Origin of the sequence: Aestuariibaculum sp. M13, assembly GCF_024723255.1 — a bacterium.
In the GTDB taxonomy this organism is placed as follows: Bacteria; Bacteroidota; Bacteroidia; order Flavobacteriales; family Flavobacteriaceae; genus Aestuariibaculum; species Aestuariibaculum lutulentum.
On record NZ_JANIAC010000004.1, the window covers coordinates 56,704 to 72,717 of the forward strand.

Annotated in this window: 12 protein-coding genes; 7 read left to right on the forward strand and 5 right to left on the reverse strand. The window is 36.9% G+C overall.

All coding sequences use genetic code 11. The annotated features are described in order from the left end of the window. The first annotated feature begins 280 nt into the window (after positions 1 to 280). The gene (locus NO995_RS14010; protein ID WP_240573695.1) at positions 281 to 577 is read left to right on the forward strand and encodes an isoamylase early set domain-containing protein; all 297 of its coding nucleotides are present in this window, start codon (positions 281 to 283) and stop codon (positions 575 to 577) included. Positions 578 to 645: 68 nt separating this feature from the next. Here NO995_RS14010 and NO995_RS14015 read toward each other — a convergent pair whose 3' ends face one another. The 5 genes from NO995_RS14015 to NO995_RS14035 form a co-directional block, all read right to left on the reverse strand. Beyond that, on the reverse strand, positions 646 to 1,470 hold the full coding sequence (locus NO995_RS14015) for a thymidylate synthase (protein ID WP_240573694.1): 825 nt from the start codon (positions 1,468 to 1,470) through the stop codon (positions 646 to 648). A 139-nt stretch (positions 1,471 to 1,609) separates the two neighbouring features. Next, positions 1,610 to 3,133, reverse strand: a complete 1,524-nt coding sequence (locus NO995_RS14020; protein ID WP_258228050.1) for a NupC/NupG family nucleoside CNT transporter — start codon at positions 3,131 to 3,133, stop codon at positions 1,610 to 1,612. A 23-nt stretch (positions 3,134 to 3,156) separates the two neighbouring features. Then, on the reverse strand, positions 3,157 to 3,789 hold the full coding sequence (locus tag NO995_RS14025; RefSeq protein WP_258228051.1) for a bifunctional nuclease family protein: 633 nt from the start codon (positions 3,787 to 3,789) through the stop codon (positions 3,157 to 3,159). 121 nt (positions 3,790 to 3,910) lie between these two features. Continuing rightward, positions 3,911 to 4,870: an electron transfer flavoprotein subunit alpha/FixB family protein gene (locus NO995_RS14030; protein ID WP_258228052.1), complete on the reverse strand. Its 960-nt coding sequence runs from the start codon at positions 4,868 to 4,870 to the stop codon at positions 3,911 to 3,913. A 26-nt stretch (positions 4,871 to 4,896) separates the two neighbouring features. Continuing rightward, on the reverse strand, positions 4,897 to 5,643 hold the full coding sequence (locus tag NO995_RS14035) for an electron transfer flavoprotein subunit beta/FixA family protein (RefSeq protein ID WP_240573690.1): 747 nt from the start codon (positions 5,641 to 5,643) through the stop codon (positions 4,897 to 4,899). 249 nt (positions 5,644 to 5,892) lie between these two features. On the opposite strand from NO995_RS14035, the gene NO995_RS14040 reads away from it, so the two are divergent. The 6 genes from NO995_RS14040 to NO995_RS14065 all read left to right on the forward strand — a co-directional run bounded on the left by NO995_RS14040 (position 5,893) and on the right by NO995_RS14065 (position 15,990). Continuing rightward, the gene (locus NO995_RS14040; protein ID WP_240573689.1) at positions 5,893 to 6,870 is read left to right on the forward strand and encodes a pyruvate dehydrogenase complex E1 component subunit beta; all 978 of its coding nucleotides are present in this window, start codon (positions 5,893 to 5,895) and stop codon (positions 6,868 to 6,870) included. A 64-nt stretch (positions 6,871 to 6,934) separates the two neighbouring features. Next, a complete protein-coding gene (locus NO995_RS14045; RefSeq protein WP_258228053.1) occupies positions 6,935 to 9,430 on the forward strand; it encodes a DUF5686 and carboxypeptidase-like regulatory domain-containing protein in 2,496 nt (831 codons plus the stop codon). A 148-nt stretch (positions 9,431 to 9,578) separates the two neighbouring features. After that, positions 9,579 to 9,971, forward strand: coding sequence for a hypothetical protein (locus NO995_RS14050; protein WP_258228054.1), 393 nt, complete (start codon positions 9,579 to 9,581; stop codon positions 9,969 to 9,971). Positions 9,972 to 10,198: 227 nt separating this feature from the next. Next, positions 10,199 to 11,284 (forward strand): efflux RND transporter periplasmic adaptor subunit, encoded by a 1,086-nt coding sequence (locus NO995_RS14055; protein WP_258228055.1) that lies wholly within the window; start codon positions 10,199 to 10,201, stop codon positions 11,282 to 11,284. Between the two features lie 19 nt (positions 11,285 to 11,303). Beyond that, a complete protein-coding gene (locus NO995_RS14060; protein WP_258228056.1) occupies positions 11,304 to 14,549 on the forward strand; it encodes an efflux RND transporter permease subunit in 3,246 nt (1,081 codons plus the stop codon). A 10-nt stretch (positions 14,550 to 14,559) separates the two neighbouring features. Beyond that, a complete protein-coding gene (locus NO995_RS14065; protein WP_258228057.1) occupies positions 14,560 to 15,990 on the forward strand; it encodes a TolC family protein in 1,431 nt (476 codons plus the stop codon). Positions 15,991 to 16,014 lie beyond the last annotated feature (24 nt).

The following is a 16,014-nucleotide window of genomic DNA, read 5'->3' on the forward strand; positions in this document are numbered from 1 at the left end:
AGTTAAAGTTTTTTGTTGAATTGCCTTTCTTTATTTTTTGAGGGGAAAGTGATTATTAATTCTGTATTCTATATATAAAATGAAGCTGAAAATCAGTTATTAATATTCATTTTAAACTGATAAAAACATAAAATTCATTAGGGGAAAAATAGGAGGTTTAAATTTAGAATAGGTCATTATTAATAAATTGATAATTCTTTGCTTTAAAGCATGTTAGAATGTAACCTATGTTAAATTCTTTGTTATTTTTGTTAGCATAACAATCACTAAAACTTATATTATGGCTATTTCAAAACAGTACTTAAAGAGTAAACCAGTATGCAAAGTGACGTTTTCAATTCTTGCTGAAGACGCTAAAAAAGTATCCTTAGTAGGAAGCTTTAATGAGTGGAATACTAAAGCAATGCCTTTGAAAAAATTAAAAAACGGAACCTTTAAAGGTGTTGTTGATTTAGATAAAGATGATTCTTACGAGTTTAAATATGTTGTTGACGGAACATATATAAATGATGATGCTGCCGATTCATATGTGTGGAGCGATTACGCTGCTGCAGATAATAGTGTTGTAACGGTGTAAAACAAAACGCTTATTGATAAAAAAATACATAAAAAAAGGCTTTCCAATTTAGAAAGCCTTTTATGTTTTTATACAGCAACGACACCTTTAATGTGTGGATGCGGATCGTAATTTTCTAAAGTGAAATCTTCAAATTTGAAATCGAAAATATCTTTGATTTCAGGATTCAATTTCATCGTTGGTAAAGGTCTTGCTTCACGCGACAGTTGTAATTCCAGCTGCTCAAAATGGTTGCTGTAAATATGTGCATCACCAAAGGTGTGAATAAATTCACCTGGTTGGTAACCACAAACCTGTGCCATCATCATCGTAAACAAGGCATAAGATGCTATGTTGAATGGCACACCTAAAAAGATGTCTGCACTACGCTGATACAGTTGGCAAGATAATTTTCCATTGGCTACATAAAACTGAAAAAAAGCATGACATGGCGGTAAAGCTGCTTTACCATTGGCAACATTTTCACTGAAACTTTTTGATGTGTCTGGTAATACCGAAGGATTCCAGGCCGAAACCAACATGCGACGGCTATTCGGGTTGTTTTTTAAAGTGTCGATAACTTCTTTAATCTGGTCGATTTCATCGCTATTCCAGTTACGCCACTGGTGACCATAAACAGGACCAAGATCGCCGTTTTCGTCGGCCCATTCATTCCAGATACGCACGCCGTTATCGGTTAAATATTTAATGTTGGTATCTCCTTTTAAGAACCAAAGTAGTTCGTAAATAATAGATTTTAAATGCAATTTTTTTGTGGTAACCATAGGGAACCCTTCACTTAAATCGAATCGCATTTGGTATCCAAAAACACTTTTCGTACCTGTTCCGGTACGATCTCCTTTTTCATTTCCATGTTCTAAAACATGTTTTACTAAATCGTGATATTGCTTCATAATGTCATTGGTAAATGAAAATGGTCTGCAAAAAATAAGCGACCTGTTTTCAATGGATAAAAATAGAAAAAAGCGGTAAGCTAAAGACTTGAAATTCTTTAAATTTATTCTAAAGTTATTAACGATGGCTCGGAAAAGATTAACCGATTATCATACCAGCAATGGTAGCTGAAACAAGAGATGCAATGGTTCCTCCAATTAAGGCTTTCATCCCGAATTTAGAAAGAGTTGTGCGTTGTCCGGGAGCAAGAGAACCAATACCTCCAATTTGAATACCGATAGATGCGAAGTTGGCAAATCCACAAAGCATATAGGTTGCCATAATGATTGACTTTTCGTAAGTTAAATGAACACCGTTGGCAGCATCTTTTAAGTCGCGAAGTTGGATGTATCCAATAAATTCGCTGGCAGCTAATTTGATTCCTAATAGTTGCCCCATCATCATCATATCTTCCTTAGCAACGCCAATAAGCCACATTAAAGGTGCGAAAACATAGCCTAAAATTAACTCGATTGATAAGCTGTTATAACTTGTGTTTTCAGTAATCCAAATATTTAAAGTGGAGACATCGCCAAGCCAACCTAAAATACCGTTAAACATGGCAATGAAAGCCACAAAAACTAAAAGCATACCACCAACATTTACAGCAAGTCTTAATCCTTCTGTAGTTCCGTTGGCAATGGCATCTAAAAAGTTAGCACCAATTTTTTCCTGAGAAACTGAAACATCGGTATTCACGTCTTCGGTTTGCGGATATAGTATTTTAGAAATTACAATGGCGCCTGGAGCAGCCATAACCGATGCGGCTAAAAGGTGCTTGGCGTAGAATAAACGCATCACTTCGTCGTCGCCACCTAAAAAGCCAATGTATGCCGCAAGTACAGCTCCTGCAACAGTTGCCATACCGCCAATCATAACCAAAAGCATTTCAGATTTATTCATTTTTTCTAAATAGGCTTTAATTAAAAGCGGAGCTTCAGTCTGACCTAAAAAGATATTTCCTGCAACGCTTAAACTTTCCGCTCCAGAAATTTTTAAGGCTTTAGAAAGCAACCACGCCATGCCTTTTACTACTTTTTGAATGATGCCCAAGTAGAAAAGTACAGAGGTTAAAGCTGAAAAGAATATAATAGTTGGTAGTACCTGAAAGGCGAAAATATAACCAAAGGTATCCATGTCAACAACCAAGCCTTCAAATAAAAATTTACTTCCAGCTCTTGTAAATTCAAGTACAGAAACAAACAATCCACCAATAAATTCGAATACGGTTTTTATAAAATCAACTTTCAAGACTCCAAAAGCGATTAGTAACTGAAAGGCTAAACCTATTGTTACAATTTTCCAGTTGATAGCTTTTCGGTTACTACTGAATAAAAAAGCGATAAAAATTAACGATAGCATGCCTAAGGCACCTCGCAAAAGGCTACTAAAAGAGAAGCCTTGACTAGGAACAATAGGTGAGCTAACCGTAGTTTCTGTTTCTTCAACTACAATAATTTCTTCAGAATTTGAAGTCGTTGGAGTTAAAGAATCGATTTGAGAAGCAGTCGGTTCTGCTATTTCGGTTTGAATACTATCGGGTGGTGTATTTTTGCTTTGTGCTAAGGCTGTTGAAGTAAGTAATGACAGAATTAGGGCAAAGGACAAAAATACGTGTTTCATAGTATGCTTAAGTTGTTTGAGGGTTATTCGCGTTTAGAAATTTCATCCCGAATATGCGCTGCTTTTTCGTAGTCTTCGTTAGCAACTGCTTCATCGAGTAAGTTTTGTAATTCCTTCAAAGTTTTTCCTTTATAGTTTTCACGAGGCGAAGCGCTTGTAGACTCTACTTCGTCGGCTAACAAATCATCAACAAGAACGCTATCCTGAGATTCGTCGTTTTCTTCGTCTTCTTTTTTAGGGTTTACTTTAAGATATATTCCAGCTTTATCCAGAATATTTTTATAAGTGAAAATAGGAGCATCAAAACGCAATGCTAAGGCAATAGCATCACTGGTTCTGGCATCAATAATTTCTTCAATTTTATCGCGTTCGCAGATTAAACTTGAGTAAAAAACACCATCAACCAATTTGTGAATGATTACCTGTTTTACAACAATATCAAATCGGTCGGCAAAATTTTTAAATAAGTCGTGTGTTAATGGTCTTGGAGGACGAATTTCTTTTTCTAAAGCAATAGCAATAGATTGCGCTTCAAAAGCACCAATCACGATAGGTAATTTTCGGTCGCCGTCTACTTCGTTTAAAATCAATGCATAAGCACCGTTTTGTGTCTGGCTATAAGAAATTCCTTTAATATTTAATCTTACTAAACTCATATGTTATAAAAAACGCAAAGAACTGCTTAAATTAGGACTTTAGCAACTGCCTTGGGCAGATTTACGAATATAATGCCAATTTAAGCAGTTCTTTAAAACTATACAATTTATAAAAAATAATTTATTGTTGAGCTTTAAACGCTTTTAATTTTTCAATAAGTTCAGGTACAACCTGGAAGGCATCACCTACAACCCCATAGTCGGCAGCTTTAAAGAAAGGAGCTTCCGGATCGGAGTTAATAACGACTTTTACTTTTGAAGCGTTAACACCAGCCAGATGCTGGATAGCCCCAGAAATTCCAATAGCAATATATAAGTTTGAAGCGACTGGTTTACCGGTTTGACCAACGTGCTCACCATGTGGTCTCCAACCTAAATCAGATACTGGTTTTGAGCAGGCGGTGGCAGCACCAAGAACATCGGCTAATTCTTCAATCATACCCCAGTTTTCAGGACCTTTAAGTCCGCGACCACCAGACACCACGATATCGGCATCGGCAATGCTTACTTTATCTGAAGCTTTATCAACAGACTCTACTTTTATTCCTAAATCGGTAATAGAAGGAGAGAAGGCTTCAGTAGTAGCACTTCCTGAGGATTCAACTAATCCGAAGGCATTGCTTGAAACACCAACGATTTTTACGTCTGTACTGATAGCCATATCTTCAAACGCCTTATTTGTAAAGGCATTACGTTTTACAGTAAATGGAGCAGTATTTGAAGGTGCTGCAATAACATTTGAAGCATATCCTGCGTTTAAAAACACAGCCAAAAGTGGAGCTAAATATTTACTGTTAGCACTTGAGCTTAATACGACAACTTTAGATGATTCTTTTTCTGCTGCTTGCTGTATGGCCTCGGCATATCCTTTGGCATTAAAAGTATTTAATTCACTATTTGAAACGGATAATACTTTATCTACACCGTAATTCCCTAAAGCAGAAGTGTCGTCGGTATTTATTGTAATTGCAGTTACCGTTGTTCCTAACTGGTCGGCAACGGCTTTAGCATAAGAAGCGACTTCGAATGCTACTTTCTTAAGTTTTCCTTGTTCTGATTCTGTATATACTAAAACTGACATGTTGGTTTTGTTTTTTTGAAGGTTAATTAAATCACTTTAGCTTCGTTATGAAGTAAGCTTATTAATTCGTCTAGGTTGTCTGGAGATACTAATTTAACCGCGCCTTTTGGAGCTGGTTTTTCGAATTTTACAGAAGCAGTTTCTGTAATTGTATCAACAGGATCTACAACAGTTAAAGGTTTTTGACGTGCCATCATAATACCACGCATGTTTGGAATGCGGAGATCGCTTTCCTCTACAAGTCCTTTTTGACTTCCAATAACAAGTGGTAGAGATGTAGAAACAGTCTCCTTTCCACCATCAATTTCTCTTACAGCAGTTACCGATGTTCCTTCAACATCTAGTTTTATACAGTTATTTATAAAGTTAGCGTTGGTTAATCCGGCAATCATTCCCGGAACCATTCCGCCATTGTAATCAATCGATTCGCGACCGGCAATTACTAAATCGTAACCACCATCTTTTACCACATTGGCCAATTGTTTAGCAACAGAAAAACCATCGGTAGCAGGGGTGTTAACACGAATGGCAGCGTCGGCTCCAATCGCTAAGGCCTTACGAAGTGTAGGCTCTGTTTCAGCACCACCAACGTTAACCACGGTTACATGGGCACCTTGTTTTTCTTTAAACCACATGGCGCGAGTTAGTCCGAACTCATCATTTGGGTTAATCACAAATTGAACACCATTGGTGTCGAATTTTGTGTCACCGTCGGTAAAATTGATTTTTGATGTAGTGTCTGGAACATGACTAATGCACACTAATATTTTCATCTGTATTATTTTTTAGTTGTTATGTAAAGGTCAGATGGAATTCGCCTGTAAACATTCGGTTGAAGTTAACTTTTTGCTACGGCTCATTTCATAATAATTTTTATTTAATAAGTCTATTTTGGTTGCGGCTACGAAGTTAATTATTTTATTCTGAATATTTATTATGCATGCATAATAAATTTTAAATAATTCTTTAATAAGAATATAGCTTTTATTCCTATTTTTGTGACTCGAATTAAAATAGATTTAATGAAGACAATACAATTTAGAGAAGCTATCTGCGAAGCCATGAGCGAAGAGATGCGTCGTGATGAGAGCGTATACTTAATGGGTGAAGAGGTAGCAGAGTATAATGGTGCTTACAAAGCATCAAAAGGAATGTTAGATGAATTTGGACCAAAGCGTGTAATCGATACACCTATCGCAGAGCTTGGTTTTGCGGGTATTGCTGTAGGATCTACAATGACTGGTAACCGACCGATTGTAGAGTACATGACGTTTAACTTTTCTCTTGTTGGAATTGATCAGATTATAAATAATGCTGCTAAAATCAGACAAATGTCTGGTGGACAATTTAAATGTCCAATCGTTTTCCGTGGACCAACAGCGTCTGCAGGACAGTTAGGAGCAACACACTCACAGGCTTTCGAAAACTGGTTTGCTAACACGCCAGGTTTAAAAGTTATCGTACCATCGACGCCTTACGATGCAAAAGGATTATTAAAAGCGGCTATCCGTGATGACGATCCGGTTATTTTCATGGAAAGTGAGCAAATGTATGGAGATAAAGGTGAAGTGCCAGAAGGTGAATACGTTTTACCAATTGGTGTTGCCGATGTGAAGCGTGAAGGTACCGATGTAACTATCGTGTCTTTTGGTAAAATCATTAAAGAAGCATTTAAAGCTGCTGATGAATTAGCTAAAGAAGGTATTTCTTGTGAAATTATCGATTTACGTACCGTTCGTCCAATGGATAAGAAAGCGATTTTAGAGTCGGTAAAGAAAACAAACAGATTAGTTATTTTAGAAGAAGCCTGGCCTTTTGCTAACGTGTCTTCTGAGATTACTTATGTGGTACAATCTGAGGCATTCGATTATTTAGATGCTCCAATTGTAAAAATCAATACTGCTGATACACCAGCCCCTTATTCACCGGTGTTATTAGAAGAATGGCTTCCTAACAGCGAAGATGTTATTAAGGCTGTTAAGAAGGTATTGTATAAATAAAAATATTATTTTTACGTTATATAAACTTCATCAACATAACTGTTGGTGAAGTTTTTTTTGTAATATGAACTTAAGACTACTTTTTATATTTTTTTATTTCGGAATGATTACGGCCTTTGCTCAAACAAAGGTTAGTGGCTATGTGTTCGATGAGTACGAACAGCCGGTTTCATTCGCCAACGTATTGTTTCAAGGATCTACGAAAGGAACCATTACCGACGAGAATGGTAAGTTTTATTTAGAATCCGACGAAACCTGGGACGCCTTAACAGTATCCTTCATAGGTTATGAAACCTTAGTTATTCCGTTAGAGAAAAAAGTCAATTATAATTTAAAGTTCATATTAAAAGAAGAAGCAGCGCAATTAGATCAGGTATTAATTGTGTCTGGTAAACAATCTAAAAAGAACAATCCGGCGATTGATATTCTTCGAAAAATTTGGGAACACAAACGTAAAAATGGTTTGCGATTGTACAACCAGTACCAGTACGATAAATATGAAAAAGTAGAATTCGACATTAACACTATAGATAGTGCACTTATAAAAAGTAAACTATTTCGAGGGATGGAATTTGTGTTCGAAGAAGTCGATACCTCTAATGTAACAGGTAAAACCTATCTACCTATCTTTATTAATGAAGCCGTGTCTACGGTTTACGGTGATAATGTAATAAGTAAAGAAAAGGAAGTTTTAAACGGAAATAAAAACTCTGGTTTCAGCGATAATCAGGTAATTATCGATTTTGTTGACGACCTGTATTCCGATTATAATATTTATGATAACTACATGAAGTTTTTCGATAAAAGCTTCGTGAGTCCTTTGTCACGCACAGGAATTAACACCTATAATTATGTGTTAATGGACAGTGCTTATATAGATGACAAATGGTGCTACAATATTAAATATTATCCAAGACGTAAAAACGAATTGACTTTTAAAGGCGATTTCTGGGTGGCCGATTCAACCTATGCCATAAAGGAAATAAATCTTCAGGCCTCTAAAAGTGCGAATATAAACTGGGTAAAAGATATTTATATTGAGCAGGAATTTGAGGTAGTGAGTGATTCTGTATTTCTGGTGAAACGTGATTATATGATGTCTGATTTTGCTTTTAAGAAAAAAGAAGAGGCACGTGGTATTTATGGAAAACGAACTACTTTATTCAATAATTATAAATTTGATATAACCAAGGATAAGAAGTTTTACGAAGACGAAGTTTTTAATTACGATCAGGATGTTTACGATCGGGATGATGCTTTCTGGGATGCAAACCGAATGGAAGCTTTAAATAAAGATGAAAAAGGGGTTTATAAAATGTTAGACACCTTAAAAACTGTTAAGAAATTTAAACATCTTTATAATTTAGGAAGCATTTTAACGTCGGGATATATCGAATTTAATTCCTTGCCTTTAGATTACGGACCCATTTTCTCAACCTTTGGATTTAATGAAGTTGAAGGTGTTCGTATCCGAACTGGTGGCCGAACCTATTTTGGTAAAAATGATTTATGGCGTTTAGAAGGGTATCTAGCCTATGGTTTTAAAGATGATAAGTTTAAGTATGGCTTTTCAGGAAAATGGCTTTTAGATAAAAAGAATAGATTTATTATTTCTGCCGGAAACAGACGCGATGTAGAGCAAATCGGGGTGAATTTAACGACTAATACCGATGTATTGGGTAGAAGTTTCGCATCGTCGGGGTTAATTACTACTGGTCCAAATGATAAACTTACCAGTATTAATTTAACGAGTTTGTATATCGAGACCGAACCGTTAAAAAATGTGGTATTTAAAATAGGAGGAAACTATCGAACTCTCGAGTCGGCATCACCAACCTTTAGTTTAGATTATAATACGGAAGACGGCATAGTTTCTGAAATTAAACAATTTGAATCCTCGCTGTCGGTGTCTTATTTTCCAAAACGAAAAATGACAGGGTTCGGGGTTGAACGTTTACATGCCAACGATGATTATGCGAGCCTTTTTGCGCAGGTAACGAGAGGTGATAAAGAGTTTTTTAACAGCGATTTCGATTATACAAAATTGCAATTTTCATACACACAACCTTGGCAAATTGGTGGTTTTGGCCGTTTAACTACCGTGGTTGAAGCTGGTAAAACCATAGGAGAGGTACCACTTGGGTTATTAAGTATCGTGCCCGGAAATCAATCATATTTTTCAATTTACAACACCTTTTCACAACTTGATTATTATGAGTTTGTTACCGACACGTATGCGTCGTTTCATGTTGAGCATAATTTTAACGGACGTTTATTTTCAAGAATTCCGTTTCTAAGAAAACTTAATTGGCGTGAAATTGTAAGTTTTAGAAGTGCCTGGGGAGAACTTTCAGATGAAAATATAGCTTTAAATACTACCGATAATCCATATGCCGTTCCGTTAATTGCTCCTAGTAATGAAATCTATTATGAATATGGCTTTGGAATTGGAAATATTTTTAAAGTGTTTCGAATAGATTTTAACTTCAGAGGGAATTATTTCGACAATCCTGATGCTCGAAAATTCGGTGTAACAGGAACTTTTGGCTTCTATTTTTAGAATTTTGTTTTTATTTGGACTGTTAAATGCTTTATTGATAGTTTTTTAGTTTCAAAAAAATCAAAATAACATTAATTGTCATTTTAACAAATTTTTATGTCAAACCTTTTGTTTAGTTAAATAACCCGATATAGTTTTGTTTTCCTGAATGAAAAAAGCATTTTTTAAATATCTTCTTTTTCTCCTTGTATTCGTTTTAAACGGATATAATCAGTTGTATGCTAATGTAATTGAGCAAGACAACCATTGTTTGCCATGCATTAAGCATAACCATTCTAATCAGGTTTCAGCTGATCATAAGTTAACTTTTACTCATGCAACTTCAGATGAGTCATTAGATTTAAAGGTTACCGAAATAGAAATTGAAGAGAGTGAAAAGGCACTTTCAAAAAAGATAGGGCAGGATAATGCGTTTACCGTATTTTATTTAGCTTCAGAACATCACTACAATATTAATAACAAAAGCCTGATTCCTAACGGGCTTTTTTGCTATACGCTCTTTAGTAAGCGTCACATTTTATTCCAGGTATTTAGAATATAGAATCTGAATAAGACCGAAAAGGGTCTTATAGCTGGCAAACTCATGCCAAATTACATTCTTTTTTATCACAAAAAAGGAATGCCTGCTTGTATCTCTATATTCTGGAAATAAGCAAAACCAAATTTTATTAATTATTACAAAATGCACTTCGGCGAGACCTATGGCTTGTTGTGAGCTGCGCTATGCTTCGGTGCGTTTTAATCTGAATCAAAACACCCTATAAACAGATGACAAAAAAGTTTCTATTAGTAATAGGTATGTGCACCTTGTTACTATCAACTAGTTGCGAATCAAAACATGAAAAAAAGGAAAAGGAAGTTGCCTTTTTAGTAACCAATCCTGTGGTTATGGACACCACAATAACTAAAGATTACGTGTGCCAAATTCATTCCATCAGAAATATTGAATTAAGAGCCTTGGAAAAAGGATATTTAAAAGCGATTCATGTTGATGAAGGGCAGACGGTAAAAAAAGGACAAAAAATGTTCGACATTATGCCTAACGTGTATCAAGCCGATTTACAAAAAGCGAAAGCTGAAGCAGAAGTTGCAGAAATTGAATATAAAAACACAAAAATGTTAGCCGATAACGATGTGGTTTCTGCAAACGAATTAAATATGAGTAAAGCTAATTTCGATAAAGCTAAAGCCGAAGTTGCCTTAGCTGAAACCCATTTAAGCTTTACCGATATCCGTGCACCGTTTGATGGTATTATGGATCACCTTCATGTTCGTGAAGGAAGTTTGTTAGATGAAGGTGAATTGTTAACCTCTTTATCAGACAACAGTAAAATGTGGGTATACTTTAATGTTCCGGAGTCGGAGTATTTAGATTATATCATGAACCATTCAAAAGAAAGTGCAAAGGAAGTAAGCCTTTTAATGGCAAACAATAGAAAATTTCCGCACGATGGAAAAGTGGAAACTATTGAAGGAGAATTTAATAATGAAACCGGAAATATTGCTTTTAGAGCAACCTTCGATAATCCGGAAGGTATTTTAAGACACGGTGAAACAGGTAGCATTCTGATGAAAGTGCCATACAATGAAGCCATGATTATTCCTCAGAAAGCCACCTTCGAAATTCTGGATAAGAAGTTCGTTTTTGTTATCGATAAAGACCATGTTGTTAGACAACGTGAAATTACTATAGAAGCCGAATTACCACATTTATTCATCGTTCAAAAAGGGTTATCTACAAAAGATCAAATCCTTTTAGAAGGTATTAGAATGGTGAAAAATGGAGAAAAGATTCACACTAAGTTCGAAAAACCAAATGAGGTTATGACAAACTTAGAGGCGTATGCCGAGTAATTAAAACACGTACAACATTATGTTTAGTAAATTTATAAAAAGACCGGTACTGGCTATTGTCATTTCGGTTATCATCGTATTTACGGGGTTGCTCGCCATTAAGCAGTTACCCATTTCACAGTTCCCACAAATTGCACCAACCACGGTAAATATTTTTATAGCCTATCCGGGGTCTAGTGCCGATGTTTTGGTGAACTCCACGCTTATTCCTTTAGAAACAGCAATTAACGGGGTTCAAGGTATGCGTTACATCGCATCCGATGCTACAAGTGCCGGCGAAGGAACACTGCGTATTATTTTCGAACCGGGAACCGATCCCAACCAGGCGGTAGTTCGGGTAAAAACACGTGTCGACCAGGTTATGCCTTTATTACCGGAGCTGGTACAACGTGAGGGGGTAATTATTACACCGGTTCAGCCAAGTATGTTAATGTATGTGAACTTGTTTAGTAAGCAAAAAGATAACGATGAGAAGTTCCTTTACAATTATGCATACACTAAAATTATCCCGGAGATTCAGCGTATTAATGGTATTGCCAGTGCTCAGATTTTAGGAAGTAGAAAATATGCGATGCGTGTTTGGTTAAAACCAGACCGTATGCGTGCCTATAATATTTCGGCTGAAGAAGTTTTGGAAGCCATGCAGGATCAAAGTATTTTGGCCAGACCGGGTCGATTAGGAAGAAGTTCTGGCATTGCTTCGCAGTCATTAGAATATGTGTTGACTTATGAAAACCGATATAGCGAACCAGAACAGTATAAAGACATTATTATTCGAGCAAATGAAGAAGGCGAAACTTTAAGGCTTGCCGATATTGCCGACGTAAAATTAGGAAGTGAGTTCTTCGATATTTATTCGAATTTAGATGGAAATCCATCAGCATCTATTGTATTAAAACAAACTTTTGGCAGTAATGGTAGCGATGTGATTGATGCTGTTAAAGATAAACTGAAAGAACTGGAAGAAGATTTACCTCCGGGAATAGAATATAAAATCAGTTACGATGTATCGAATTTCTTAGATGCATCTATCGAACAAGTACTTCATACCTTGCGGGATGCCTTTATTTTAGTGGCTGTTGTGGTGTTCTTATTCTTAGGGGATTTGCGTTCAACATTAATTCCAATTATAGCGGTACCGGTATCCTTAATCGGTGCCTTCTTTGTGATGCAAATGTTCGGGCTTTCCATAAATTTAATTACCCTATTTGCTTTGGTATTGGCGATTGGTATTGTGGTCGACGATGCGATTGTGGTGGTGGAGGCCGTCCATTTAAAAATGGAAGAAGAGCATCTTACGCCTTATCAGGCATCATACAAAGCATTAAGTGAAATTGGAGGTGCTATTGTTGCTATTACTTTGGTGATGGTGTCGGTATTTTTACCAATATCCTTCATGACTGGACCTGTTGGGGTGTTCTATCGTCAGTTTTCAATTACTATGGCGGGATCGATTATCATTTCAGCAGTCGTAGCATTAACATTAACACCGGTTTTATGTGCCATGATGTTGAAAAACAACCACGGTAAACCAAGAAAAAAATCACCTATAGATAAATTTATCGATTGGTTTAACCGCGGTTTCGAAAAACTTACCGGACGTTATGTTAACGTGTTGAATAAAATTGTAGCCAGACGCGTGTTAACCTTCGGAATGTTAATTGCGTTCTGTGTAGGTATCTTTTTTGCCAATAAATCGTTACCGGCAGGATTTATTCCAAGTGAGGATCAGGGAATGATTTATGCCATTATTCAAACCCCTCCGGGAGCAACCTTAGAGCGTACTAATGAGGTCGCCAGAAAACTTCAAAAAATATGTGAAGAAACCGAAGGTGTAGAATCGGTATCCTCTTTAGCGGGTTACGAGATTATGACCGAAGGTCGTGGTTCTAACGCAGGGACCTGTTTAATTAACTTAAAACCATGGAGCGAACGTCATCATTCGGTACACGAAATCATGGAAGAGTTAGAGGAAGAAACCAGAGATTTAGGCGCGGTGATTGAGTATTTCGAGCCGCCGGCAGTACCAGGTTTCGGGTCTTCAGGTGGTTTCTCTATGCGTTTATTAGATAAAACCAATTCAACCGATTATCATGAATTTGAACGCATAAATAATCAGTTTTTAGATGCGTTATCAGCTCGTAAAGAGTTAACTGGATTGTTTACGTTTTATTCAGCAAATTATCCGCAGTATCATTTAAAAATTGATAATAAAAAAGCCATGCAAAAAGGGGTAACCATTGGTAAAGCCATGGAAAACCTTAATATTTTAATCGGTAGTACTTACGAGCAAGGATTCATTCGTTTTGGTCGTTTCTTTAAAGTATATACACAGGCTGCACCGGAATACCGCAGAATACCTTCAGATTTAGAAAAGCTTTATGTGAAGAATGAAGAAGGCGATATGGTGCCGTATTCAGCATTTATGACTTTAGAAAAACAATTGGGACCTAACGAGATTACACGATATAACCTGTACAATTCGGCAGCTATTCGTGGGTTACCGGCTAAGGGTTACACCAGTGGAGATGCAATTAATGCTATTAAAGAAGTAGCTGCTGAGGTGTTACCACGTGGCTACGATATTGCCTGGGAAGGATTAACCTACGACGAGGCAAACCGAGGAAACGAATCCATTTACATTTTCGCGGTGGTATTAATCTTCGTGTATTTCGTTTTAGCTGCACAATACGAAAGTTTCTTATTGCCATTAGCTGTTATCTTATCATTACCGGTTGGTATTTTCGGGTCGTTCTTATTGCTTAAAGGTATGGGATTAGCGAACGACGTATATGCACAAATCGGACTCATCATGCTGGTAGGACTGCTCGGTAAAAATGCCGTATTAATTGTAGAGTTTGCGGTACAGAAACGACGAGAGGGCGCAACCATTTTAGAAGCAGCCATCGAAGGTGCTAAAGCGCGTTTCCGTCCTATTTTAATGACGTCTTTTGCGTTTATTGCCGGGTTAATTCCGTTAGTAATTGCAACAGGAGCCGGAGCCATTGGTAACCGTACCATTGGTGGATCAGCAATGGGAGGTATGCTTTTAGGAACATTGTTTGGAGTTATTGTTATTCCAGGGCTGTACTACATTTTTGGAACTTTAGCCGATGGTAAAACATTAATAAAAGATGAAAGCACAGAGCCCATTTCAGAAGAGTTTATGCGTGTTAATGAGGAAGAAGGTAGATTGCGAAATAAGGTGAATCAATTAACAAATCTTTTAAAAAAAATAACCAAAAGATCAGACGATGAACAATAAAAGAAAACATATGTTACACTATAAAAAAATAGGGTTGCTGGGTGCTATCGTTTTAACCAGTCTGTATTCTTGTGTGCCGACTATCGAGGTCATGAAAGAACGAAAGGATGTGCCGGAACAATTCGAAAATCAATCTTTAGATACGACTAATACCGCCGATGTTCATTGGCAGGACTATTTTACCGACCCGCATTTGTATGCCTTAATTGAAACGGCATTACAGAATAATCAGGAGTTGAATATTACCTTACAGGAAATTGAAATTGCCCGTAATGAAGTGAAAGCTAAAAAAGGAGAGTATTTGCCTTTTGTAGATTTTAAAGCTGGTGCTGAAGTTGAAAAAGTTGGACGTTATACCAGTCAGGGTGCGAATGACGCTAATACAGATATCAGACCGGGAGAGGAATTTCCTGAGCCTTTACCGAATTACGGTTTGGCGCTTCAGGCGCGTTGGGAACTTGACGTTTGGAAAAAGTTGCGCAATGCAAAAAAGGCAACCTACCAGCGTTATATTGCTTCGGTTGAAGGCCGAAACTTTTTGGTGACAAATCTGATTTCTGAAATCGCCAATTCCTATTATGAATTGCTGGCTTTAGATAATCAATTACGCATTGTTGAAGAAAATATCAAAATTCAATCTAACGCCTTAAATATTGTAAAACTTCAAAAGCAGGCGGCTCGCGTTACCGAGTTAGCGGTGAAACGTTTTGAAGCCGAGGTGATGCACACCAGAAGTTTACAATTCGATATTAAACAGCAAATCGTGGAAACAGAAAACAATATAAACTTTTTGGTGGGTAGATTTCCGCAGACGGTTATTAGAAGTTCGGACTCGTTTTACGATTTAATCCCTGAACATTTAGCGGTTGGTGTGCCTGCGCAATTGTTGGAAAATCGCCCGGATATCCGTCAGGCGGAAATGGAGCTGGAAGCAGCGAAGCTGGATATAAAAGTGGCTAAAGCCAGATTTTATCCGTCGCTTGGTATCTCGGCAGGGGTAGGCTTGGAAGCTTTTAAACCATCGCTGTTAACCGAAACTCCAGAGTCGTTATTGTATTCGGTGGTTGGTGATATTGCAGGGCCACTTATTAATAGAAATGAAATAAAAGCGGCGTATTATAATGCCAGCGCAAAGCAAATACAAGCAGTATTTAATTATGAAAGAACGGTGTTGAACGCGTATCTAGAAGTTGCTAATCAGCTCTCTAAAATTAGTAATCTTGACAAAAGCTACGATTTGAAATCGCAGAAAGTAGATGCGCTTACCCGTTCTATCGAAATTTCGAATACCTTGTTTAAGTCGGCAAGAGCAGATTATTTAGAAGTGTTGTTAACTCAAAGAGAAGCATTAGAGTCTAAATTTGAGTTGGTTGAAACTAAAAAGGAGCAAATGAATGCGATGGTTAATATGTATCGTGCTTTAGGAGGTGGTTGGGATTAAGCCTCTCCTGGTTTTAGTGTTTTG

Coding starts and splice junctions, on each gene's coding strand:
- NO995_RS14010 (WP_240573695.1), top strand. CDS start 281: ATGGCTATTTCAAAACAGTACTTAAAGAGTAAACCAGTATGCAAAGTG.
- NO995_RS14015 (WP_240573694.1), bottom strand. CDS start 1,470: ATGAAGCAATATCACGATTTAGTAAAACATGTTTTAGAACATGGAAAT.
- NO995_RS14020 (WP_258228050.1), bottom strand. CDS start 3,133: ATGAAACACGTATTTTTGTCCTTTGCCCTAATTCTGTCATTACTTACT.
- NO995_RS14025 (WP_258228051.1), bottom strand. CDS start 3,789: ATGAGTTTAGTAAGATTAAATATTAAAGGAATTTCTTATAGCCAGACA.
- NO995_RS14030 (WP_258228052.1), bottom strand. CDS start 4,870: ATGTCAGTTTTAGTATATACAGAATCAGAACAAGGAAAACTTAAGAAA.
- NO995_RS14035 (WP_240573690.1), bottom strand. CDS start 5,643: ATGAAAATATTAGTGTGCATTAGTCATGTTCCAGACACTACATCAAAA.
- NO995_RS14040 (WP_240573689.1), top strand. CDS start 5,893: ATGAAGACAATACAATTTAGAGAAGCTATCTGCGAAGCCATGAGCGAA.
- NO995_RS14045 (WP_258228053.1), top strand. CDS start 6,935: ATGAACTTAAGACTACTTTTTATATTTTTTTATTTCGGAATGATTACG.
- NO995_RS14050 (WP_258228054.1), top strand. CDS start 9,579: ATGAAAAAAGCATTTTTTAAATATCTTCTTTTTCTCCTTGTATTCGTT.
- NO995_RS14055 (WP_258228055.1), top strand. CDS start 10,199: ATGACAAAAAAGTTTCTATTAGTAATAGGTATGTGCACCTTGTTACTA.
- NO995_RS14060 (WP_258228056.1), top strand. CDS start 11,304: ATGTTTAGTAAATTTATAAAAAGACCGGTACTGGCTATTGTCATTTCG.
- NO995_RS14065 (WP_258228057.1), top strand. CDS start 14,560: ATGTTACACTATAAAAAAATAGGGTTGCTGGGTGCTATCGTTTTAACC.